12 protein-coding genes and 1 pseudogene are annotated in these 21017 nt (G+C 47.9%); 8 read left to right on the top strand and 5 right to left on the bottom strand.

Annotated elements, in window-relative coordinates; all coding sequences use genetic code 11:
- Positions 1-324 precede the first annotated feature (324 nt).
- Positions 325-4077, top strand: coding sequence for a response regulator (locus PN462_RS05380; RefSeq protein ID WP_443029072.1), 3753 nt, complete (start codon positions 325-327; stop codon positions 4075-4077).
- Between the two features lie 340 nt (positions 4078-4417).
- On the opposite strand, the gene glgA is transcribed toward PN462_RS05380, so the two are convergent.
- Positions 4418-5893: a glycogen synthase GlgA gene (gene glgA, locus PN462_RS05385; RefSeq protein WP_272126991.1), complete on the bottom strand. Its 1476-nt coding sequence runs from the start codon at positions 5891-5893 to the stop codon at positions 4418-4420.
- Between the two features lie 183 nt (positions 5894-6076).
- Between glgA and PN462_RS05390 the strand changes: the two genes are divergently transcribed.
- Together PN462_RS05390 and pth are read left to right on the top strand one after the other, a co-directional pair.
- Complete coding sequence (locus PN462_RS05390; protein ID WP_272126992.1) at positions 6077-6658, top strand: TetR/AcrR family transcriptional regulator; 582 nt, start codon at positions 6077-6079, stop codon at positions 6656-6658.
- 96 nt (positions 6659-6754) lie between these two features.
- Positions 6755-7369 (top strand): aminoacyl-tRNA hydrolase, encoded by a 615-nt coding sequence (gene pth / locus PN462_RS05395; protein ID WP_272126993.1) that lies wholly within the window; start codon positions 6755-6757, stop codon positions 7367-7369.
- Here pth and PN462_RS05400 read toward each other — a convergent pair.
- Entirely contained in the window at positions 7357-7650 is a 294-nt protein-coding gene (locus PN462_RS05400; RefSeq protein WP_272126994.1) for a Dabb family protein, read from the bottom strand. The genes pth and PN462_RS05400 overlap by 13 nt on opposite strands.
- A gap of 93 nt (positions 7651-7743) precedes the next feature.
- Here PN462_RS05400 and PN462_RS05405 point away from each other — a divergent pair, with 93 nt between their 5' ends.
- The 5 genes and pseudogenes from PN462_RS05405 (at position 7744) to PN462_RS05420 (ending at position 19097) form a co-directional block, all read left to right on the top strand.
- Positions 7744-8583 (top strand): endonuclease/exonuclease/phosphatase family protein, encoded by an 840-nt coding sequence (locus tag PN462_RS05405; protein WP_272126995.1) that lies wholly within the window; start codon positions 7744-7746, stop codon positions 8581-8583.
- A 248-nt stretch (positions 8584-8831) separates the two neighbouring features.
- On the top strand, positions 8832-12374 hold the full coding sequence (locus tag PN462_RS05410; protein ID WP_272126996.1) for a helicase-related protein: 3543 nt from the start codon (positions 8832-8834) through the stop codon (positions 12372-12374).
- A gap of 129 nt (positions 12375-12503) precedes the next feature.
- A pseudogene (locus tag PN462_RS23395) lies at positions 12504-12641 on the top strand (type II toxin-antitoxin system VapC family toxin); the annotation flags it as partial.
- A 62-nt stretch (positions 12642-12703) separates the two neighbouring features.
- Complete coding sequence (locus tag PN462_RS05415; RefSeq protein ID WP_272126997.1) at positions 12704-15610, top strand: DUF1156 domain-containing protein; 2907 nt, start codon at positions 12704-12706, stop codon at positions 15608-15610.
- Between the two features lie 142 nt (positions 15611-15752).
- On the top strand, positions 15753-19097 hold the full coding sequence (locus PN462_RS05420) for a Swt1 family HEPN domain-containing protein (RefSeq protein WP_272126998.1): 3345 nt from the start codon (positions 15753-15755) through the stop codon (positions 19095-19097).
- Positions 19098-19185: 88 nt separating this feature from the next.
- On the opposite strand, the gene PN462_RS05425 is transcribed toward PN462_RS05420, so the two are convergent.
- Genes PN462_RS05425 through PN462_RS05435 form a run of 3 tightly spaced genes read right to left on the bottom strand, consistent with a single transcriptional unit; the run spans position 19186 to position 20785 of the window.
- Complete coding sequence (locus PN462_RS05425) at positions 19186-19902, bottom strand: urease accessory protein UreF (RefSeq protein WP_272126999.1); 717 nt, start codon at positions 19900-19902, stop codon at positions 19186-19188.
- Positions 19877-20317 carry an urease accessory protein UreE gene (gene ureE, locus PN462_RS05430; RefSeq protein ID WP_272127000.1) on the bottom strand — a complete coding sequence of 147 codons (441 nt, stop codon included), beginning with the start codon at positions 20315-20317 and terminating at the stop codon, positions 19877-19879. The genes PN462_RS05425 and ureE overlap by 26 nt, the downstream gene beginning before the upstream one ends.
- Positions 20318-20785: a DUF4168 domain-containing protein gene (locus PN462_RS05435; protein WP_272127001.1), complete on the bottom strand. Its 468-nt coding sequence runs from the start codon at positions 20783-20785 to the stop codon at positions 20318-20320.
- Positions 20786-21017: the final 232 nt, after the last annotated feature.

Here is a 21017-nt window from a genome sequence, read left to right on the forward strand (position 1 = left end):
CTAGAAGGGTTACTCAGTGGGGAATATGAAGACCAAGAAGAAACCCCCGCAGCATCAGAAGATTATGATGACCTAGAAGGGTTACTCAGTGGGGAATATGAAGACCAAGAAGAAACCCCCGCAGCATCAGAAGATTATGATGACCTAGAAGAGTTACTCAGTGGGGAATATGAAGAACAGGCAGAAACGGCGGCCAGCCATCGAGGAATACCACCGAGTCAAGCTCCGACAGTACAAGAATTAAACGACCTCTTTGACGAAGAAGAAAACTATGACGACTTAGCCGCCTTCTTTGGAGGAGAACAAGAAGAAGCGGTGATTAATATGGAAGACTCCGAGCAAGAGTCCGAGGAGAGTGAACCCGAAACCGTCCAACCTGTACAACAAACAGAAGCCGAAACCGAAGAAGAACAGGCAGAAGAACTCCCCCAAGAAACGGGCACTCCTAGGTCGAAGGGTGAAACCTTCCCCGAAGACGACCTACTGCCCTGTTATCCGAGCTTTGACGAGTTGGGCGAACTGATTGAACAATCTGCCCTAGAGGCTCAAACCTTCGCCGTAGCGACCACGGTACAGGAATTAGAAGCCTTATTAGAACAAGAGCCGCAAACCGAAGCGGAAACGGTAGCCGCCGAAGTTGAGAAAGACGCAGAAAGGGAAGCCGACTCAGAAGGGGAGGCCAGTCAAGGGGGTGACGATGAATTTGCGGATGTGTTGCAACTGCTGCAACAAGCGCAACAACAGGCCGGAGAAATTCCCACCGACTCAGCCCAACAGCGGCCTCAAAAAGCTCCCCGACGCACCAGTCGTCCGAAAGTAGAAGCCACCCTGAAAGTCCCTGTGCGGCAAATGGACAACCTCAGCAACCTAGTTGGGGAGTTAGTGGTCAACCGGAACAGTTTAGAGGGAGACGAAGAACGACTGCGGCAATTCTTGGATAACTTAATGCACCAAGTCCAGAGTCTCAGTGATGTAGGGGGACGGATGCAGGACTTGTATGAACGGTCCTTGCTCGAAAATGCGTTATTGCGATCGCGCAAAGAATACCGTTCCCAACGCACCGGAGAATACGCCCCCGCCAGTGCCACCACCGACGCAGATCAGAGCAACTTCGACGAACTGGAGATGGACAGCTTCACCAAGTTCCACGAACTTGCCCAAGAAACCATCGAGTTAATTGTCCGAGTCCGAGAGTCCACCTCCGACATTCAATTCCTCGTCGATGACATTGATCAAGTCGCCCGTACCCTGCGGCAAGTCACCTCACAACTGCAAGAAGGCTTAACCAAAGCCCGCATGATCCCCTTTGGCAACACCGCCAACCGATTGCCCTTAGCCGTGCGACGCATTGCCCCTCAATTGAACAAACAAGTCAATTTGAGCCTAGAGGGGCAAGACACCCTAGTGGATAAGATGATCCTCGAACATCTCTCGGACCCCCTCACCCACCTCGTCAACAACGGCCTCACCCACGGCATCGAAGCCCCAGAAGTCCGATTAGCCGCCGGGAAACCCCAAGCGGGACGCATTAAAGTCTCCGCCCTGCAACAAGGAAACCAAACCGTGATCTCCGTCTCCGATGACGGGGCCGGCATTGAACCAAGTCGGGTGAAAAATAAAGCCGTACAAAAAGGCTTAATTCGTAAAGACCAAGCGAAAAACTTGTCCAATATGGAAGTCTATGACCTCCTCTTTCACCCCGGCTTTAGTACCAAAGACACCGCCGACGGCTTTTCCGGACGGGGTGTGGGGTTAGACGTGGTGCGCACCAGTATTAATGAAATTCGCGGCAATGTCACCATTGACTCCAAATTGGGACAAGGGACAACCTTTACCATTCGCTTACCCTTAACCCTGAGTATTTGTAAAGCCCTCTGTTGTGTGAGTGAAAATGCCCCCATTGCGTTCCCCTTAGATGGGGTGGAGGATATGTTCGACTTGCCCAAACAGAAGTTACAGCGCAACGCTCAAGGCCAACTCTGTGTCCCGTGGCATGACACCCTATTGCCCCATACCGAACTCTCAGAACTACTCTCCTATAACCGCCGTTTAGGTCGTGGTAATCTTTACGGGGGCAAACGGGAAGAAAACGTTATTTCTATTGTCATCTTACGAGGGGCTGGAAACCATGTGGCCGTCAGTGTAGACCGGGTGGTGGGAGAGCAAGAAATTGTCATTAAACAACTCCAAGGCCCCATTCCCAAACCCCCAGGCATTGCCGGAGCAACGGTACAAGGGGATGGGAAAATTATGGCCATTGCCGATGTCTTGGAGTTAATTGAAATTTCCCAAGGCCGCATCCGCAAAGATATGGCCAGTCCCCTGTGGCAAGCCCCCACCTCCTTCTCAGATGTGGAGGACTCCAAGATTCGCACCGAGTCCATTGTTTTAATTGTGGATGACTCCATCACGGTGCGGGAGTTGTTATCCATGACCTTTAGTAAAGCCGGATATCGGGTGGAACAAGCGCGGGATGGTCAGGATGCCTGGGATAAATTACGCTCTGGAATGCCCTGTGATATTGTCTTCTGTGATATTGAAATGCCCAGGGTGGATGGGTTGGACTTCTTAGGCCGACTACAAAAAGATGAGGAACTGTCAAAAATTCCCGTTGCCATGCTCACCTCACGGGGGGCGGACCGCCATCGTCAGGTGGCCGCTGAGTTAGGGGCGAGTGGCTATTTCACCAAACCCTATTTAGAAGATGTCTTGTTGGATGCGGCGGAACGGATGCTCAATGGAGAGGTGTTATTAGCAGGGAGTACCCGGCCCAGTCGTCCGCAACCGAAACCTCAGCCGGAGAAACCCCAAAAACCCGCGCAACCTCAAGCCAAGGCGCAAAAAGCCCAGGATACTCAGAAGAAAAAAGCCCAGGATACTCAGAAGAAAAAAGCCCAGGATACCCAGAAGAAAAAAGCCCAGGATACCCAGAAGAAAAAAGCCCCAGCCCCCCAAGCCGAAAAACCGCCGCAAGCGAAGGCGGTAGAAACTTCTGGGCCGATGCGGCAGTTTGAGGATGATGAGTTCCCGACTCTGATTCAAATGGATGATGAGGAAGACCTGTCCACCCCCTCCACCACTCCCACCACTCCAACCCAACCGCCGGGTCCGCCGGAACAGCCTGTGGTTTTAATTGTGGATGATTCGGTGACGGTGCGCTCTTTACTGTCGATGACCTTTGAAAACGCCGGCTATGAGGTGGAACAAGCGCGAGATGGGAAGGATGCCTTTAAGCAGTTGCAGGAAGGGTTACGCCCGGATATTGCCTTGTTTGATATTGAAATGCCCAAGATGGACGGGTTGGAGTTGTTGGGGAATTTGCAACAAGAGGACGAATTGTGGCAAATTCCGGTGGCCATGTTGACTTCACGGGGGGCGGACCGTCACCGGAAGTTGGCGGCAGAACGAGGAGCATCGGGGTATTTTACGAAACCCTATGTGGAGCAAGATTTATTAGAGGCGGTGGAACGGATTCGCAATGGGGAAGTGTTGTTGAACAATAGTGTTCGCTCGGAGGGGATAACGACTTGGAGCGATCGCACGGCCACTCCCGAAGAAGCAGCCCCCGAATCCCCCGATGCCCCCCCCGAAGCAGACTATGAACCGGAGGATGAACCGGACGAGGAGGAGGGAGATACTGAACCCACGATGATTCAAACTCCCCAGAGTCGTCCTCAACCGGAACATCCCACGGTGTTAATTGTGGATGATTCGGTGACGGTGCGCTCTTTACTATCAATGACCTTTGAAAAGGCCGGTTATGAGGTGGAACAAGCGCGAGATGGGAAGGATGCGTTAACTAAGTTAAAATCGGGCTTAAATCCGAGTTTAGCATTTTTAGATATTGAAATGCCCAAGATGGACGGGTTACAGCTTTTAACCTCCATGCAGGAGGATGAGGAGTTACAACATATTCCGGTAGCGATGCTCACCTCACGAGGAGCGAAGAAACACAAGCAAATGGCCGCCGAAAAAGGGGCGAAGGGCTATTTTACGAAGCCTTATGTAGAGGATGTTCTACTGGATGCGGCGGAACGTTTGATGAATGGGGAAGTGTTGTTGCAGGTGGAAGCGTGAGTTTTAATGAATTGGTATGTGATAGGAGGGAACAGGGAACTCCGGAACAGGGAACAGGAGATTAGAGTATTTTTTGTTCACTTGAAGAAACCCAGTTTAAAAGTGTTTTAGCGTGTTAGGTACGGTTTTTTAAAATCTAACAGTCTAACTGGAATAAATTAACCCGTTTTAACGGGTTTTAGCTCTTAGCCTTGGGTTTCAACCCAAGGCGTGCTTATAAGGATTAACCGGATGTCATATTAGGTTTTAACCCAAGGCGTGCTGATAGCTGAATACTGGAATAAATTAACCCGTTTTAACGGGTTTTAGCTCTTAGCCTTGGGTTTCAACCCAAGGCGTGCTATTTATGACGAATATAATCATAAATTCCTAAATATTGAGTCGCGGGATTATTCCATGAATAGTCATAACTCATGCCTTGTAAGGCTAACTCTCGGAATTCATCGGGATAATAATGCCATAAGCCAATAGCACGATCTAAAGCAGATTCTAACGCATTAAAATCTGTTTGATAGAAAACATAACCATTCCGTTGATCGGGAGTTTTCGTCATATCATAATCTCGATCAAATACCGTATTAACTAACCCGCCAACTCCTCGCACAACAGGGACACTTCCATACCGCAAGCCAATCATTTGTGTTAACCCACAGGGTTCATAATTACTGGGAACTAAAATAATATCCGCCCCGGCATAAATTAAATGAGAAAGTTCTTCATTAAAACCTAATTCTAAATGACAATCAGGGTTTTCATTTAAAAAATGTTTCTCATGCCAAAACCAACTATTAATTCCGGGTTCTGTCGCTGAACCTAGTAAGATAAATTGGGCATTGCGGCGTAAGGCATAATACATGGCATGGTGGACTAAATGCACGCCTTTTTGTTGGTCTAAACGACCAATATAGGCGACAAGGGGTTTATCATTATGATTGAGCCATAAACGCTCTCGTAAAGCGGTTTTATTTTTGGCTTTTTTCTCAAAGGTTTCTGGATTAAAATGGGCGGGAATATAACTATCTTCTTCGGGAGTCCAAACATCATAATCAATGCCGTTGAGAATGCCGCCAAATTTATAATGATGTAAGTCTAGGGTATGACTTAACCCACAGCCAATTTCTGAGAAACGGGCTTCCCAAGCATGGTGCGGGGAGACGGTATTGACAAAGTTAGAGTAAACAATTCCCCCTTTCATTAAATTAAGGGCAAAGGGGTTAAAGTTATCCTGTAAACGGTCGTATTGAAAATAGTAATCTTCGCGGTTTAATCCGGTTGCCCAGAGGATGTTAACCCCGGTAATCCCTTGATGTTTAAAGTTATGAATGCTATAACACACCCGTTGATTGCCCATGCCATGATATTTATAAATTTCGTAGAGGAGGACAGGAATTAAGCCGGTTTGCCAGTCGTGACAGTGGATGACATCGGGGCGTTTATTGGTTATTAATAAAAACTCGATCGCGGCTTTACAGAAAAAGGCAAAGCGCATGGGATCATCATCACAACCGTAGTAACACCCCCGATTAAAAAAGGAATCATTGGAGTGGGGATCAATAAAAAAGCATAAGCGTCCATGGACCCACCCACAGTCCACCGAACAGTAGATCGCTTGGCCATACCACGGCACAATTAAGTCTTGATAGGCATTATGCAAGCCCCAAATGTGGTCGTAGCGCATACAATCATATTTCGGTAAGATAATTTCTACGGCATGGTCTTGACGTTCTAGCGCACGACTCAACCCAAACACCACATCGCCTAATCCCCCGGCCTTGATGACGGGTGCGCATTCAGAGGCTATCTGCACAATGTACATTCTTTACTCCTCGCTTAATAAAAGTTTATTTGCTGCTGTTGTCCATACATTTTGCATGGATTCAGACCGGAAACCAAGTGTTTGCGGGAGAATGATAGTAGTTCCCTCGACTTCGCTTATCAATTGCTTGAGAGACGATTGACAAAACTAATTAGATTGTATTAAACAAAGTGTTTTTTGCTCATGGCTCGTCCTAAAGGTCAAACCATTACCCAACAGGATATCCTCGAAGCGGCGATCGCTTGTTTAAAAAGAGATGGGGATGTAGCGTTAGGGGTGAATTGTGTGGCGAAAGAGTTGGGGATTCGTCCCCCCTCTTTGTATAACCACGTGGCCAACAATGACGACTTGCGACGGAGGGTGGCCATTGAAGGATGGCGACAGTTAATTGCTACCTTTGAGGAATTAAACCCCCATTCTCCGGATGTGCTGCGTCAGATAGCTTATATTTACCGGGACTTTGCCCACGAGAATCAGGGGTTATACACCATCATGTCCACAGTTCCCCTCGCAGAGGATGATCCCGATTTTGCCCCAGTCTTTCAAACCGCGATGCAGTTTTATGGGGAGAGTTTGCGATCGCATGGTGTCACCAGTCAAACCAACCAACTTGGGGCTATGCGAACCCTCTGGGCAATGTTACACGGGTTTGTCGAATTAGAACGCTTAGGACAGTTCAAGTCTAGCCTACAGGGGACAGATGAGAGTTTTACTTGGGCCATTGAAGCGGTTTTAAAAGGGTTACAAGAACCAGAAAAAGAATAATCAACCCTTGACCCTATGAATTGGGCAAGAAAGCGCGATCAGCAATAGCCAGTACCATGAGAAAATGGACAATAGCAGCGAAGACACCGAAATCTGATGACAGATCACTTAATTCTCCCGAAATTAATTGTCGGGTTAGGCAATCCGGGGGCCAAGTACGAAAAAACCCGGCATAATATTGGCTTTGAAGCAGTGGACACATTGGCCCAGCGTTGGTTTTGTTCTTGGCAAAATAATCGCCGTTTTAAGGGACTTTTTACCGAAGGCCGCAGTCCGAAAGGGGATAAAGTGTTTTTGCTGAAACCCCAAACCTATATGAATTTGTCGGGGGAGGCCATTCGCGCAGTGGTGGACTGGTATAAATTAGCCCCAGAGGATGTGTATATTATTTATGACGATATGGACTTACCCGTGGGACGGTTGCGGATTCGTTTATCGGGGTCTGCGGGAGGTCATAATGGTATTAAATCCACTATTTCCCACTTGGGGGGCCAAAATTTCCCTCGGTTACGCATTGGGATTGGCAAATCTGGGCCAGAGAAAGAGACGGTTTCTCACGTTTTAGGCAAATTTGCCCCCCAAGAGAAAGAGGCCGTTGAACAAGTATTAGATTGGGTGGTGGATGCGGTGGAAATGAGCCTTAAAGAGGGGGTAGAAAAGGCCATGAGTTTCTATAATGGCAAGTCGGTAGAAGTGGCTCAGAATTCGTAATCGAGGGCGATAATATCTGCCATGATGGGTTTAATTTGTTCTTCGACTATTTCTTGATGGATGGGGTGGGATTGATAGCTGTCTAATGCCTTGCGATCGCGGAATCTCACCACTAAGCCATGAGTAAACCCTTGAGACCGATTTGTAAAATTTTCCCCGCAAGAAATATCCATAATATCGGGGATTTTATCCGGCATTCCGCGTAAATGAGTTAAAACAGAAGCAATTTTATTAGGATCAGCGTCCGCTTTCCATTTGAATAAGACAATATGTTCTATCATAATTTTGTGGTTGGTTATTTGTGGTTGGTTCTGGGCTTCGATCTTTGGTATTATTGATGTTTAAAATTAGCACATAATAATTAAAAAGTCAACATGAATTTACTAAAAGTAATGACCTTTAATATTCGGGGAAGTTGTAAAGAAGATGGGGTGAATATTTGGGAAAATCGAGCTAATTTGAATGTGCAAACCATCCAAACGTATAATCCAGACTTAATTGGGTTTCAGGAATTACAACAAGGCAATTTAGAGACATATCAAGACCAGTTAACCGGATATGACTATAGCTTAGGAAATGCGTACAACAGAGAAGGAAGAAAGTTATACAATGCAATTTTCTGGAAATCAGAGCAATTCAAATTAGTTAAAAATGGCTCATTTTATTTAAGTGAAACGCCAAAACAATGGTCAACATCTTGGGAGTCTGCGCGGGTGAGATGTGCCAATTGGGCAATTTTAGAAGATTTAAGAAATCAGTTTCAATTCTTGCACTTTAACACCCATTTAGATCATTTAAGTGTCACTGCGAGACAAGAGGGAATCAAATTAATTATCCAACAATTAGCGAATCTTCGGGGGGATAATACACCCGTTATTTTAACAGGAGATTTTAACAGTTATTTGCGGTTAGCAGATAATAAGTTACAGTCCGTTGATGGGGTTTATTCCTTGTTAATTAATGCGGAATTTAAAGATATTTATTTAACTGTAGGAAATCGAGACATTCCCGGCCAGCATACAGTTCACAATTTTTTAGGGAAAGGATATGGTGTCGAAGATCAACAAGAAGTTCATCGAATTGATTGGATTATGACATTAAGGGGAGATAGGATTTTAACGCCTAAACGTTGTAAAATCATTGAAGATGCTCAACCCCCTCTTTATCCTAGTGATCATTATCCAGTTTTAGCTGAGTTGGAGATAGAGCAGTGAGAAACCGAGAGGGGATAAACCAAGAGGGGAGAAACCGGGTTTCTTTTCTCCTCTCCATCTATTATGGGGGAAAAAAATAAAATATAGATAGAAACCCGGTTTCTAAATTTGTCCAGAGAAACCAAGAGGGGAGAAACCGGGTTTCTTTTCTCCATGGTGAGGGAAAAAGTAAAATGTAGATAGAAACCCGGTTTCTGATATTCCGTCACCTAACCCTCAATTCTCAACTCTCAACTCTCAACTCAAAAATGGCCTCCCTCGAACAAATTACCCCCGGAACAAACGTCAAAGGAATTCTTCCTCACCAGACTGTCACCATCGTTGACGTTCAGTGGCATGGGGGTGATGTGCTAGAAATTATTTATAAAGATGCCCAGGGAAAACCCGACAACGAACTCTTATTTCGAGAAAGAGAAGTAACCCTAGAAATTGTCACCGCAGGACAACCTTGGAGTTTTGATGGGGATGGAGGACTCCTACGACTGGTATCAGAAGCACATCGCATTCGACTCGCGCACCTTTTTGATCCCCTCCTGGCCGTTCATACCTCCCTCGTTGAACCCCTCCCTCACCAGATTACCGCCGTTTATAGCGAAATGCTCACCCGTCAACCCCTGCGCTTTCTCTTGGCCGATGATCCAGGGGCCGGGAAAACGATTATGGCCGGGTTATTTATGCGAGAATTGCTCATTCGGGGAGACTTACAACGGTGTCTCATTGTCTGTCCAGGGAGTTTGGCGGTACAGTGGCAAGATGAATTAGACCAGAAATTTAATCTCCCCTTTGAAATACTTACCCATGAACGGGTTGAGGCCGCACGCACCGGGAATGCTTTGGCCGAAATCTCTCATGCGATCGCGCGACTCGACCAACTCAGTCGCAATGATACCCTCAAAGCCAAACTTGCCCAAACCGACTGGGATTTAGTCATCGTGGACGAGGCCCATAAACTATCCGCCTCCTTCTTTGGGGGAGAAATTCGAGAAACCAAACGCTACAAACTCGGAAAACTCCTCTCCTCCCTCACCCGTCACTTCCTCCTCATGACAGCAACCCCCCACAACGGCAAAGAAGAAGACTTTCAGCTATTCTTAGCCCTCCTAGACAGCGATCGCTTTGAAGGACGCTTCCGAGATGGAGTCCACACCTGTGATCCCTCGGACCTCATGCGACGCTTAGTCAAAGAAGACCTATTCAAATTCAACGGCAAACCCCTATTCCCCGAACGACGAGCGCACACCGTCCAATATCAACTCTCCCCCCTCGAATCCCGACTCTATCACCAAGTCACCCAGTATGTACGAGAAGAATTTAACCGGGCCGAAGCCCTCACCAACAACGGACGCAAAGGCACAGTCGGCTTCGCCCTCACCATCTTACAACGCCGTCTCGCCTCCTCCCCCGAAGCCATCTATCAATCCCTCAAACGGCGACGAGAACGATTACAACGACGACTCCAAGAAGAACAACTCCACAAACGGGCCGCCGAAGCTCAATTAGACTTCGGGACCACCATCAACCCCGAAGACTGGGAAGACGACTTTGAAGACTACTCCAGTCAAGAACGAGAAACCACCGAAGAAGAAATCGTCGATCAAGCCAGTGCTGCCCGCACCATCGCAGAACTCCAAACGGAAATCGCCCAACTCAACAGCCTCGAAACCCTCGCCCAACAAGTCAAACACAGTGGCAAAGACCGCAAATGGGAAGAACTCTCCCAACTCCTGCAAAACCAAAACGAAATGTTCGCCGCCGGGGGATACCGTCGTAAATTAGTCATCTTCACCGAACACCGAGACACCCTCAACTACCTCACCCAACGCATCAGCACCCTCTTAGGCCGTCCAGAAGCCGTCGTCACCATTCATGGAGCCATGGGCCGAGAAGAACGGAAAAAAGCCGAAGAAGCCTTTAAACAAGACATTAGCGTAGATGTCCTCATCGCCACCGATGCCGCCGGAGAAGGAATCAACCTGCAACGGGCCCACCTCATGGTGAACTATGACCTCCCCTGGAACCCCAACCGCCTAGAACAGCGATTTGGCCGCATTCACCGCATCGGCCAAACCGAAGTCTGCCACCTCTGGAACTTAGTCGCAGCAGAAACACGGGAAGGGGATGTCTATTTCAAACTACTGAAAAAACTAGAAATCGAACAAAAAGCCCTCGGTGGACAAGTCTTTGATATTCTGGGGAAAGCCATTGCCGGAACAGAACTGCGAGAACTCCTCATCGAGGCTATTCGGTATGGCGATCGCGCCGACATCAAAGCTAAACTTAACCAAACCCTCCAGGAACGAATCCAACGGGACCGCCTACAAACCCTCCTAGAAGAACGCGCCCTAGCACGGGACACCATGGATGCCAGCAAAATCCAGAAAATTCGCGCCACCATGGAACGGGCCGAAGCCCGCAAAATTCAACCCTACTTCATCGCCGCCTTCTTCCTAGAAGCCTTCCAACAACTCGGGGGAACAATTCGTCAACGAGAACCCAGACGCTACCAAATCACCCACGTCCCCGCCCTGCTGCGGCATCGAGACCAAATCATCGGCACAGGAAACGCCATTATGCGCCGCTATGAGCGCGTTTGCTTTCAAAAAGACCTCATCAGTCTCCCCAGTAAACCCCTCGCTGAATTTATCTGTCCCGGCCATCCCCTCCTCAACGCCACCATCGACCTCATCCTCGAACGACATCGAGACATCTTACGACGGGGGGCCATTCTCGTAGATGACAACGACAACAGCGAAACCGTGCGAGCCTTAGTTTACCTAGAACATTCCATCCAAGACGCACGGCCCGGCCCCAACAACCAGCGACAAATCGTATCCCGTCGGATGCAGTACGTCGAAATCAGCAGCACCGGAACAGCCCAAAACGCCGGCCCCGCCCCCTACCTCGACTATCGCCCCCTCAGCCACAGCGAACAGCCCCTCGTTGCCTCCCTCATCCAGGGGTTAGCCCTGCGAGAAGACATCGAACAACAGGCCAAAGGTTACGCCATCACCCACCTTGTTTCCCCCCATCTACAAGACATCAAGGACCGTAAAGAAGAACTCATCGAAAAAACCCGTCGTGCCGTTAAAGACCGACTCACCAAAGAGATCAACTACTGGGACCAACGGGCCGCAGACCTCCGCTTACAAGAACAAGCCGGAAAACCCAACGCCAAACTCAACTCCAGTAAAGCCCAACAACGGGCCGATGACCTGGCCGCCCGTCTCGAAAAACGCCTTTCAGAACTCCAACAAGAACGCCAACTCTCCCCCCTTCCCCCAGTGGTGGTCGGGGGAGCATTAGTGGTCCCCCTGGGTGCGCTACAACGGTTACACGGCCAACAAGACCCCCCTCCCCCCCAATTTGCCCGTAACACCCAACGGGTGGAACACCTCGCCATGGCAGCCGTCCTACAAGCAGAAACCGCCTTGGGGTATCAACCCCGTGATGTCAGTGCCGAAAACCGAGGTTATGATATCGAGTCCCTCATCCCAGAAACGGGACATTTGCGCTTTTTGGAAGTGAAAGGCAGAATTGCCGGGGCCACCACCGTCACCATCACCAAAAACGAAATTCTCACAGCTTTAAATAAACAAGAGAATTATATTCTCGCCCTTGTCCAAGTCCCCACTGAGGAAAGTTGTGCCGACGAAGTAACCCCAAACCACTGTGAAGTCCGATATCTAGAACAACCCTTCCAACGAGAACCCGACTGGGGAGCAAGTAGTGTGAATTATCATTGGCACAACCTGTGGGAACAAGCCATTTTAACAGTAATAAGTCATCAGTAATCAGTAATCAGTCAACAGTTGAACTTTTGACTATCCTTTTGATTCTCTTAACCTGTTTTAACAGGTTTTTGCTCTTAGCCTTGGGGTTGAAAAAAAGGCACAACTAAGGCATAATAATCATACAAGAGACCCCTTATCATCCAGTCCACCCAATTAGAGAGATTTCATAATGATCCCGCCGACCAAATTATTGTCGCTACTGCTAAAATTTATCGTTGTCCTTTATTAACCGTAGATCGCAAAATTCTCAATTATCCTCACGGTAACGGTCAATTAACTCCCATACTGAGCTATGCTGTTTATATGCAGACACATCTCAACCGCTCACCATGCGAAAAAAACTCATTGAAGTTGCCCTCCCTCTCGAAGCGATAAATGCGGAGTCAGCACGGGAAAAGTCTATTCGCCACGGACACCCCTCTACATTGCATCTCTGGTGGGCTAGACGACCGTTAGCTGCTTGTCGGGCGGTGTTATGGGCTTCGCTGGTGGATGATCCCTCTAGTTGGCCTGAAAAGTTTCCCACTGAAGCAAAGCAAACCAAGGAACGCCAACGGTTATTTGATATTTTAGGACGCATTACTGTTGAAACGGACAAGAAGGGGAAGCAAAAACAAAAGGTGCGGGGGTTGGTGTCTTGGGATGATATCAAGGAAGAAGGCATTATTCACGAAGCACAACGGGAGATTGCTCGCTGTTTGGCTTGGAGTCGAGGAGAAGAACCCCCCACAAACCCCGAAGCTGTGCGAGACTACATTGCACAACACGCCCCTCCAGTTTATGATCCCTTTGCTGGCGGTGGTTCGATTCCCCTAGAGGCGCAACGGTTGGGGTTAGAATCTCATGCAAGTGATTTAAACCCAGTTGCGGTGTTGATTAATAAGGCATTGATTGAGATTCCGCCACGGTTTAAAGATGCTCCTCCGGTGAATGAGGAGGACAGGAAACGAGGGAAGTTGGAGTCTTGGAAAGGAGCGCAAGGACTGGCGGCGGATGTGCGCTATTACGGACAGTGGATGCGGGATGAGGCGTTTCAGCGCATTGGTCATTTGTATCCGCAGGTGGAGTTACTAGAGGGGGGGAAAGCGACGGTTATTGCTTGGATTTGGGCGCGAACCGTGCGCTGTCCCAACCCTGCTTGTGGCTGTCAGATGCCTTTAGTGAGAAGTTTTCAGCTTTCTAAGAAGAAGGGGAGAACCGCTTGGGTTGAGCCTGTCATTGAACAGAAGGAGGGGGAAACAACGGTTAATTTTCAGGTGAAGACAGGAGAGGGAGAGATTCCAGAGGGAACAGTACAACGGAAAGGGGCGCGGTGTCTGGCGTGTGAGACTCCTGTTGGACTTGATTATGTTCGCAGTGAAGGGAAAGCCAAACGCATGAGTCAGCAATTGATGGCGGTTGTGGCTGAGAGTAAGCAAGGACGAGTTTATTTGTCTCCCACTCCTGAACAGGAAAGAATTGCTTTTTCGGCTCAACCAGAATGGAAACCAGAAACAGAACTTTCTACACATTCGCAGTATATGGCTGCTCCTCGTTATGGAATGACAACACATGGCGATCTGTTTACAGACCGTCAACTGGTAGCTTTAACAACCTTTAGCGATTTAGTAACTGAAGTTAAAGAAAAAGTAATTGAGGATGCGATTAACGCAGGATTATCTGATGATGATATTGCTTTAGAGAATGGGGGAATAGGTGTTAGAGCCTATGGAGAAGCAGTCGGAACTTATTTATGTTTAATTTTAAATAAAAAAGCAGATTTAGGAAACTCTCTAAATCGTTGGGAACCGATTGCTCAGTGCCCTCGACAACTATTTGCTCGTCAAGCAATTCCAATGGTGTGGGATTTTGGAGAATCCAATCCTTTTAGTTCTAGTTCAGGATCATGGGAAGTGCTTATTAATGGAGAATGTAAGGGTCTTTTGTCTAGAGGAATACCATCTGCGACAAATTCTTCAGGATATGTTACTCAAATGGATGCTCATCAAATTGATCAAATAGAAAGCAATCCAATTTTTTCAACAGACCCTCCTTACTATGACAATGTACCTTATGCTGATTTATCTGATTTTTTCTATATTTGGACACGAAAATGTTTGCATACAACCTATCCTGATTTTTTAAAAACTCTTTTAACGCCAAAAGCTGAGGAATTAGTTGCAGATATTTTCCGACATGGAAGTAAAGAAAATGCAAAATTATTTTTTGAAAATGGCATGAAAGTTGTCTTTTCAAAAATTCAGAAAAAATGTAATTGGAATTATCCTATTACTATTTTCTATGCGTTTAAGCAAAGTGAATTTGACCAAGAAAGTCAAAATAATGACTTAGCCGAAAGTATAATCTCTTCCACAGGTTGGGAAACATTTTTAGGAGGCTTGATTGATTCTGGCATTCAAATAAAAGGAACTTGGCCAATGCGAACAGAAAATTCTTCAAGAATGCGCGGACAAAATAGTAACGCCCTCGCTTCTTCCATTGTCCTCGTTTGTCGTCCTCGTCCCGAAACCGCCACCCAAACCACCCGTCGCCAATTCCTCACTGAACTGAAACGGGAACTCCCCAAAGCCCTCAAAACCCTCCAACAAGGCAACATTGCCCCTGTTGACCTCGCCCAAGCTAGTATCGGGCCAGGGATGGCGATTTATTCCCAATATACCGCCGTTTTAGAAAACGATGGCTCTCCGATGCCCGTGCGAACTGCATTACAACTGATTAACCAAATACTGGATGAATTTCTCACCGAACAGGAAGGGGAATTTGATGGCGATACCCGTTGGGCGCTGACTTGGTTTGAACAATATCAATTTAACCCTGGACAGTACGGCGATGCAGAAACCCTCTCCAAAGCTAAAAATACCAGCGTCCAAGGGATGGTCGAAGCAGGGATCATCGAAGCCAAAGCGGGGAAAGTGCGCCTCCTGAAACGGGAAGAATTGTCCAGTGATTGGAATCCTAACACGGATACCAGAATGCCAGACTGGGAATTAACCCAATATTTAATTCGAGAATTGCTCAATAATGGGGAAATGGGCGCGGCAGAATTGCTCTCTAAACTGGGAGACAGGGGAGAAGGGACAAGAGACCTAGCTTATCGGTTGTATAGCCTTTGCGATCGCAAAAACTGGGCGCAGGAAGCCATTGTGTATAACAGTTTAGTCACCGCTTGGCCAGAAATTAATCGTCTGGCCAGTGAATTTGAAGCTCAACCCCAACAGCAAAGTTTAGGGTTTTAGGAGAAGTGGAGGTTGATTGCCCCAATTCCCCGAACCCGTTTTAACGGGTTTTGGCACTTAGCCTTGGGTTTTAACCCCCCTCACCCCTGACCCTCCCCCCTAATTTCCAAAAAACCCGCTACCATAAAAAAGAAAAACGGTCATGGCTATTAGTAACCACGAACGCATCGGTCGCGCCCTAAAACTGCTCCACGACGGACTCTATCCCTACTTTGAACGGGAAATGGAAGCCAAGTACACTCGCCACTGGCTAGCACGAGTGGCCAGCATGAACGACGAAGATAGTTTAGTGGTTAAAAAGAAACTGAAAAACGATCTCCACGAGTTTCTCCGGGTGATGTGGCAAGAGTGGAATGACGTTTTCCGCAAAACCCTCGGTAAAGCGGAACGGAGTCTGCTCTCGGAATGCCAAGATATTCGCAACAGTTGGGCCCATAACTCCACCGCTTCTACCGATGACACCTATCGGGCCCTAGATAGTATTGGCCGTTTGCTCTCTGCGGTGTCTGCACCAGAAGCAGAAACCATTGAGAAACAAAAACAAGAATTATTACGAGTCCGGTTTCAAGAGCAGGCCAAACGAGAAACCCGCCGCGCTGTGGTTAACCCGACTCAGGGTCAACCCGCACAGGGGTTAAAACCCTGGCGAGAAATTGTCACTCCTCATCAAGATGTGGCGAAGGGATATTACCAACAAGCGGAGTTTGCTGCGGACTTGTGGCAGGTATATCTGGATGAAGGGTCTGACGAATATCGAGACCCGACGGAGTTTTTCCGACGGACTTATCTAACGGAGGGGTTAAAACAGTTATTGATGAGGGCGTTGTTACGGTTGAGTGGCAAGGGGGGTGATCCCGTTGTGGAATTACAAACCAATTTTGGGGGCGGGAAGACTCACGCGCTGTTGGCCTTGTACCATCTGTGCCACGCGCTCAAAATTCCTGATCTCCCAGATACCGAGTCGTTGTTTCAGGAGGCCGGATTGGATGAACCCCCCCAAAATGTCAATGTGGCGGTTTTGGTGGGAAATAAGTTGCCTCCCAGTGGCATTTCGCCCGATTTGCCCCACCATAAAGGGAAAAATCGCCCTTTTATTCGTACTTTGTGGGGGGAGTTGGCTTGGCAGTTAGGAGGGGCTGAGGGCTATGAGTTGGTGCGTCAGGCAGACGAGACGGCAACCAATCCAGGGGATGCACTCAAGACGCTGTTTAATCGTTTTTCTCCCTGTTTGATTTTAATTGATGAGTGGGTGTCCTATGCCCGACAGTTACATGAGGATGGGGATTTGGCAGGGGGGACGTTTGATACTCAGTTTACTTTTGCTCAAACTTTGAGTGAGTCGGCTAAGAATGCTAAGGATACGTTACTGGTGGTGAGTATTCCGGCCTCGGATATTGAGAAGGGGGGAGAGAAGGGCCATGAGGCTACGGAACGGTTAAAAAATGCCATTGGCCGGGTAGAGTCTCCTTGGCGGCCTGCTAGTGCGGAGGAGAGTTTTGAGATTGTGCGGCGGCGGTTGTTTCAGAGTACCACTGATCCGAATTTGTTGGCGCAACGGGATGGGGTGGTGCGAGGGTTTTGGCAGATGTATAAGTCCCAGTCTCAGGAGTTTCCGGCGGAATGTGGGGAAAAGGATTATGAACGACGGTTACGGGAGGCTTATCCTATTCATCCGGAGTTGTTCGATCGCTTGTATGAGGATTGGTCCACCTTGGATAAGTTTCAGCGCACTCGTGGGGTGTTGCGGTTGATGGCTAAGGTGATTCATTCGTTATGGGAACGGGGCGATCGCAGTTTATTAATTTTACCAGCCCACATCCCCATTGATGATAGTCAGGTGCAGTCGGAGTTAACCCGGTATCTAGAGGATAATTGGACTCCGGTGATTGATAAGGATGTCGATGGGCCTAATTCTTTGCCATTAGAGCGCGATCGGACCAACCCCAACCTAGGCCGCTATTCCGCCTGTCGTCGCGTCGCCAGAACCATTTACATGGGGTCTGCCCCCACCCTCCGGGCCGCCAATTTAGGACTAGAAGACCGTCGCATTAAATTAGGGTGCGTGCAACCAGGGGAAAGTGTCGCCACCTTCAGCGACGCATTACGACGACTCACAGACCAGGCCACCTATCTCTACGTAGATGGGAGTCGCTATTGGATTTCCACCCAACCCAACGTCAACCGCACGGCCCAAGAGCGAGCAACTCAATACTTAGAGGATCACTATCCGGTCCAAGAGGAAATCATTAAACGTCTCAAGCAATATAAATCCCGTGGAGAATTTAACGCGGTTCACATTGCCCCAGAGTCCACCGCAGACATTCCCGATGATGCTCATTTAGGGGTGCGCTTAGTCGTTTTGGGCCCTGGACAGTCCTATGGTCGTAACCAAGACAGTCCGGCCCATCAATGGCTCACCGAGCTTCTCAACAGCAAAGGCAACAGTCCCCGCTATTATAAAAATACCCTCTTATTCCTCGCCCCAGACCAAGGCAAAATTGAAAATTTAGAACGAAATGTGGCCCAATCCCTCGCTTGGCAGTCCATTCTCAAGGATCAAGAAATCCTCAATCTAGACGCATTTCAAAATAAACAAGCGAACACCAAATGCGATAGTTCCACCAAATATGTCGAGGAAATTCTCGCGGACACCTACCAATGGTTATTAGTCCCCACGCAACCGGACACTCAAGGGGGGATAAAATGGGACGCTAATCGGTTACAGGGGAAAGACTACCCCATTGTACGAGCCAGTGCAAAAGCCGTCCATGAAGACTATTTATTAACCCAATATGCGGCCACCATTCTCCGGTTAGAAGTTTTAGATAGCCTACTGTGGGTCAATAGTAACCACCTCAATGTCAAAAAACTTTGGGATTATCTCACGCAATATCTTTATTTACCCCGTTTAAAAAATCCAGAAGTTTTATTAAAAAGCATTCGAGACGGCGTAAATTCCACAATTTGGACAGATCATTTTGCTTATGCTGAAGGTTTTGACGAGGAGACAGGAAGATATCTCAATTTACAAGCGGGGACAGGGATTAATCCCAGTATCAGTCCACACAGTTTAATTGTCAAACCAGACATTGCCCAAAAGCAATTAGAAGCGGAACGGCAACCGGAAAAAACGATAAATTCTTCCCAACCACAGTCTTCTACACTACAAGGAGAAAAAACCACTCAAACTGGGGCAGTTGTGCAGGGAGATGGAAGCGAAACGCAGCCCGACACAGAAGACATTAAACCAACTTTAACACGGTTTCACGGGAATGTAAATCTAGATGGAATGCGAATTAACCGAGATGCCTCTACTATTGCGAATGAGGTCATTCAACATTTAACAGCATTGAATGGAGCTAAGGTTAAAATAACCTTAGAAATTGATGCGGAGTTACCGGAAGGAGTGCCAGATGATGTAGTGCGGACGGTAATTGAAAATTGTAAAACCCTGAAATTCCAAGCTCAATCTTTTGAGTCGGAATAGGAGAGAAAAACCAGGAGGGGAGAAACCGGGTTTTAACGGGTTTCAGCGATTAGCCTTGGGTTAAAACCCAAGGCATATTAAAATAGCTTTAACTCCGAAATAAGCGACTATATTGGGTTTCGTGACTGATACTTGCTAATGCTAACCCCCAACCACAACTTGCTAAGTCTTCATCCTCTAACTGCAAAATCTCCTCCGTCACTTGTAAAATGATAGGATAAAGTTGGGTTAACCCTTGTTGGCCGGCAGTTTGGCCAAGAGGAATTAACTTCACTCCCCCATTAATTAAATTACTGGCCCAACTGTGGAGATAGGCCGCAATGGTTTCCTTGGGAGAAATATCCCAAGTTGCTGCTGCGAGGCCAAACAAAATGGCAAAATTACAAGGACTTCCCACAGCCTCCGTAAGGGGAGTAAACTGGGAATCTAACCCCACTAATAAGCGTAATAAAGCTCCTCCCATTTGCCAACTCTGCTCCCGCAATTCTTGGGTTTCCCGTGTCGCAGATAACCAGGCATTCCAACGGGATAAGGCCGCCCCATCTGCGGCTTTTGTGCTATGATAAGCTCTTAATAAAATAGCAGTTTCTAGGCGAATCGCACCATAGCGTAATTCTTGCTCTAGCCAACTGCATAAACTGTGCAAATTGTCAAGTTTTTTCTGCTCAACAAGAGATTCTAACCCCTCCGAATAACTGTAGGCCCCGACGGGTAAAGCAGGACTGGCCAACTGTAATAAGCGAAGCAGAGACAGGGTTTCGGGGTTGAGAGATGCGGAGTTAGTGGGAATGGTGGGATTGTCCATACGCGCCAATTTCTGGGTAAAATGGGGCGATTTCTGATTGTATCGTTAATCCCAACTTTTCTAACATTTGCTGCAATACCCGGTCGGGGGAGAGTCGTAAATAAGTGGGGGTGATCTCTAGGGGGATGTGACGGTTTCCGAGATGATAGGCCGCTTTTAAGAGGGTTAGGGGATGGTCAGATGTCACCGTTAAAACGGGTTCGGGTTTAGCGATAATTTGCACAATTTCTCCAGTCTGCGATCGCAAACACTCCCCATCCTGCACCACCGTCCCTCGCGGTAAAGCCAACACAAACACCTCCCCCGTCCCAGTCTCGAAGCGGTGACGACTGCGCGTCCTCTCCTCTGCGGTTAGGGGCAATTGGGACGATGGACTCCCACCTAACTTCCCAACTCGTTCTACCAACAGTAACATCTATTGCAGAGATCGCATTTCATCTTGAATCCGTCGAGCTAATCTAGGATCATCCTGTACCCGAGAGGTAATCTGGTTAAACCGTTCAATGGTCAACCCCACCTCCTCCACAATCTCACGGGACTGGTTACAATAATTCGAGGCAATCTGACGAGCATTCCCCGGCAGTCCACTAAAGGTTCCGCGACGGTTACAGACAATATTTGGCACTGATCCGGCCTGGTCTTTAATCTCATTGTAGGCCCGTTGACGATGGGGTTCAATTTCCAATAACGCTCGCGCATAACTGCGTAACTCTTGCTCACTAAAATCTTGAGCAACTGCCGCATTGGCCAAACGAGGGGTAGTGGGACGAGAAAAATCCGGGACAACACCAAAACCCAGTCCAGCCGCAGCGATCGTTCCCACTAACAGAGAACGAAGGAGGACATCATTGAGTTTAACTTGCATGGGACGTAAGGTTAGCATAAGTTTTAGAGAATGGAAACCACTAAACAACTGAATTCCATCGGAATCTTTACTGCTCTATGATTCATTTTACGCAAAAGAAGTTCCTGTCTGTTCAACAAAAGAGCCGCGGGACTCCCCCACCTCGGAACAGGTGGGGGAGGAAAGCGGGTGAGTCGATACCGCTTCTCCTGCGGAGACGCTGCGCGAACGATGCGGCTGAGACTCACAACCTCTTAGGCTACGCATAGAC

Source organism: Spirulina sp. CS-785/01, assembly GCF_028330525.1.
In the GTDB taxonomy this organism is placed as follows: Bacteria; Cyanobacteriota; Cyanobacteriia; order Cyanobacteriales; family Spirulinaceae; genus JAQMSD01.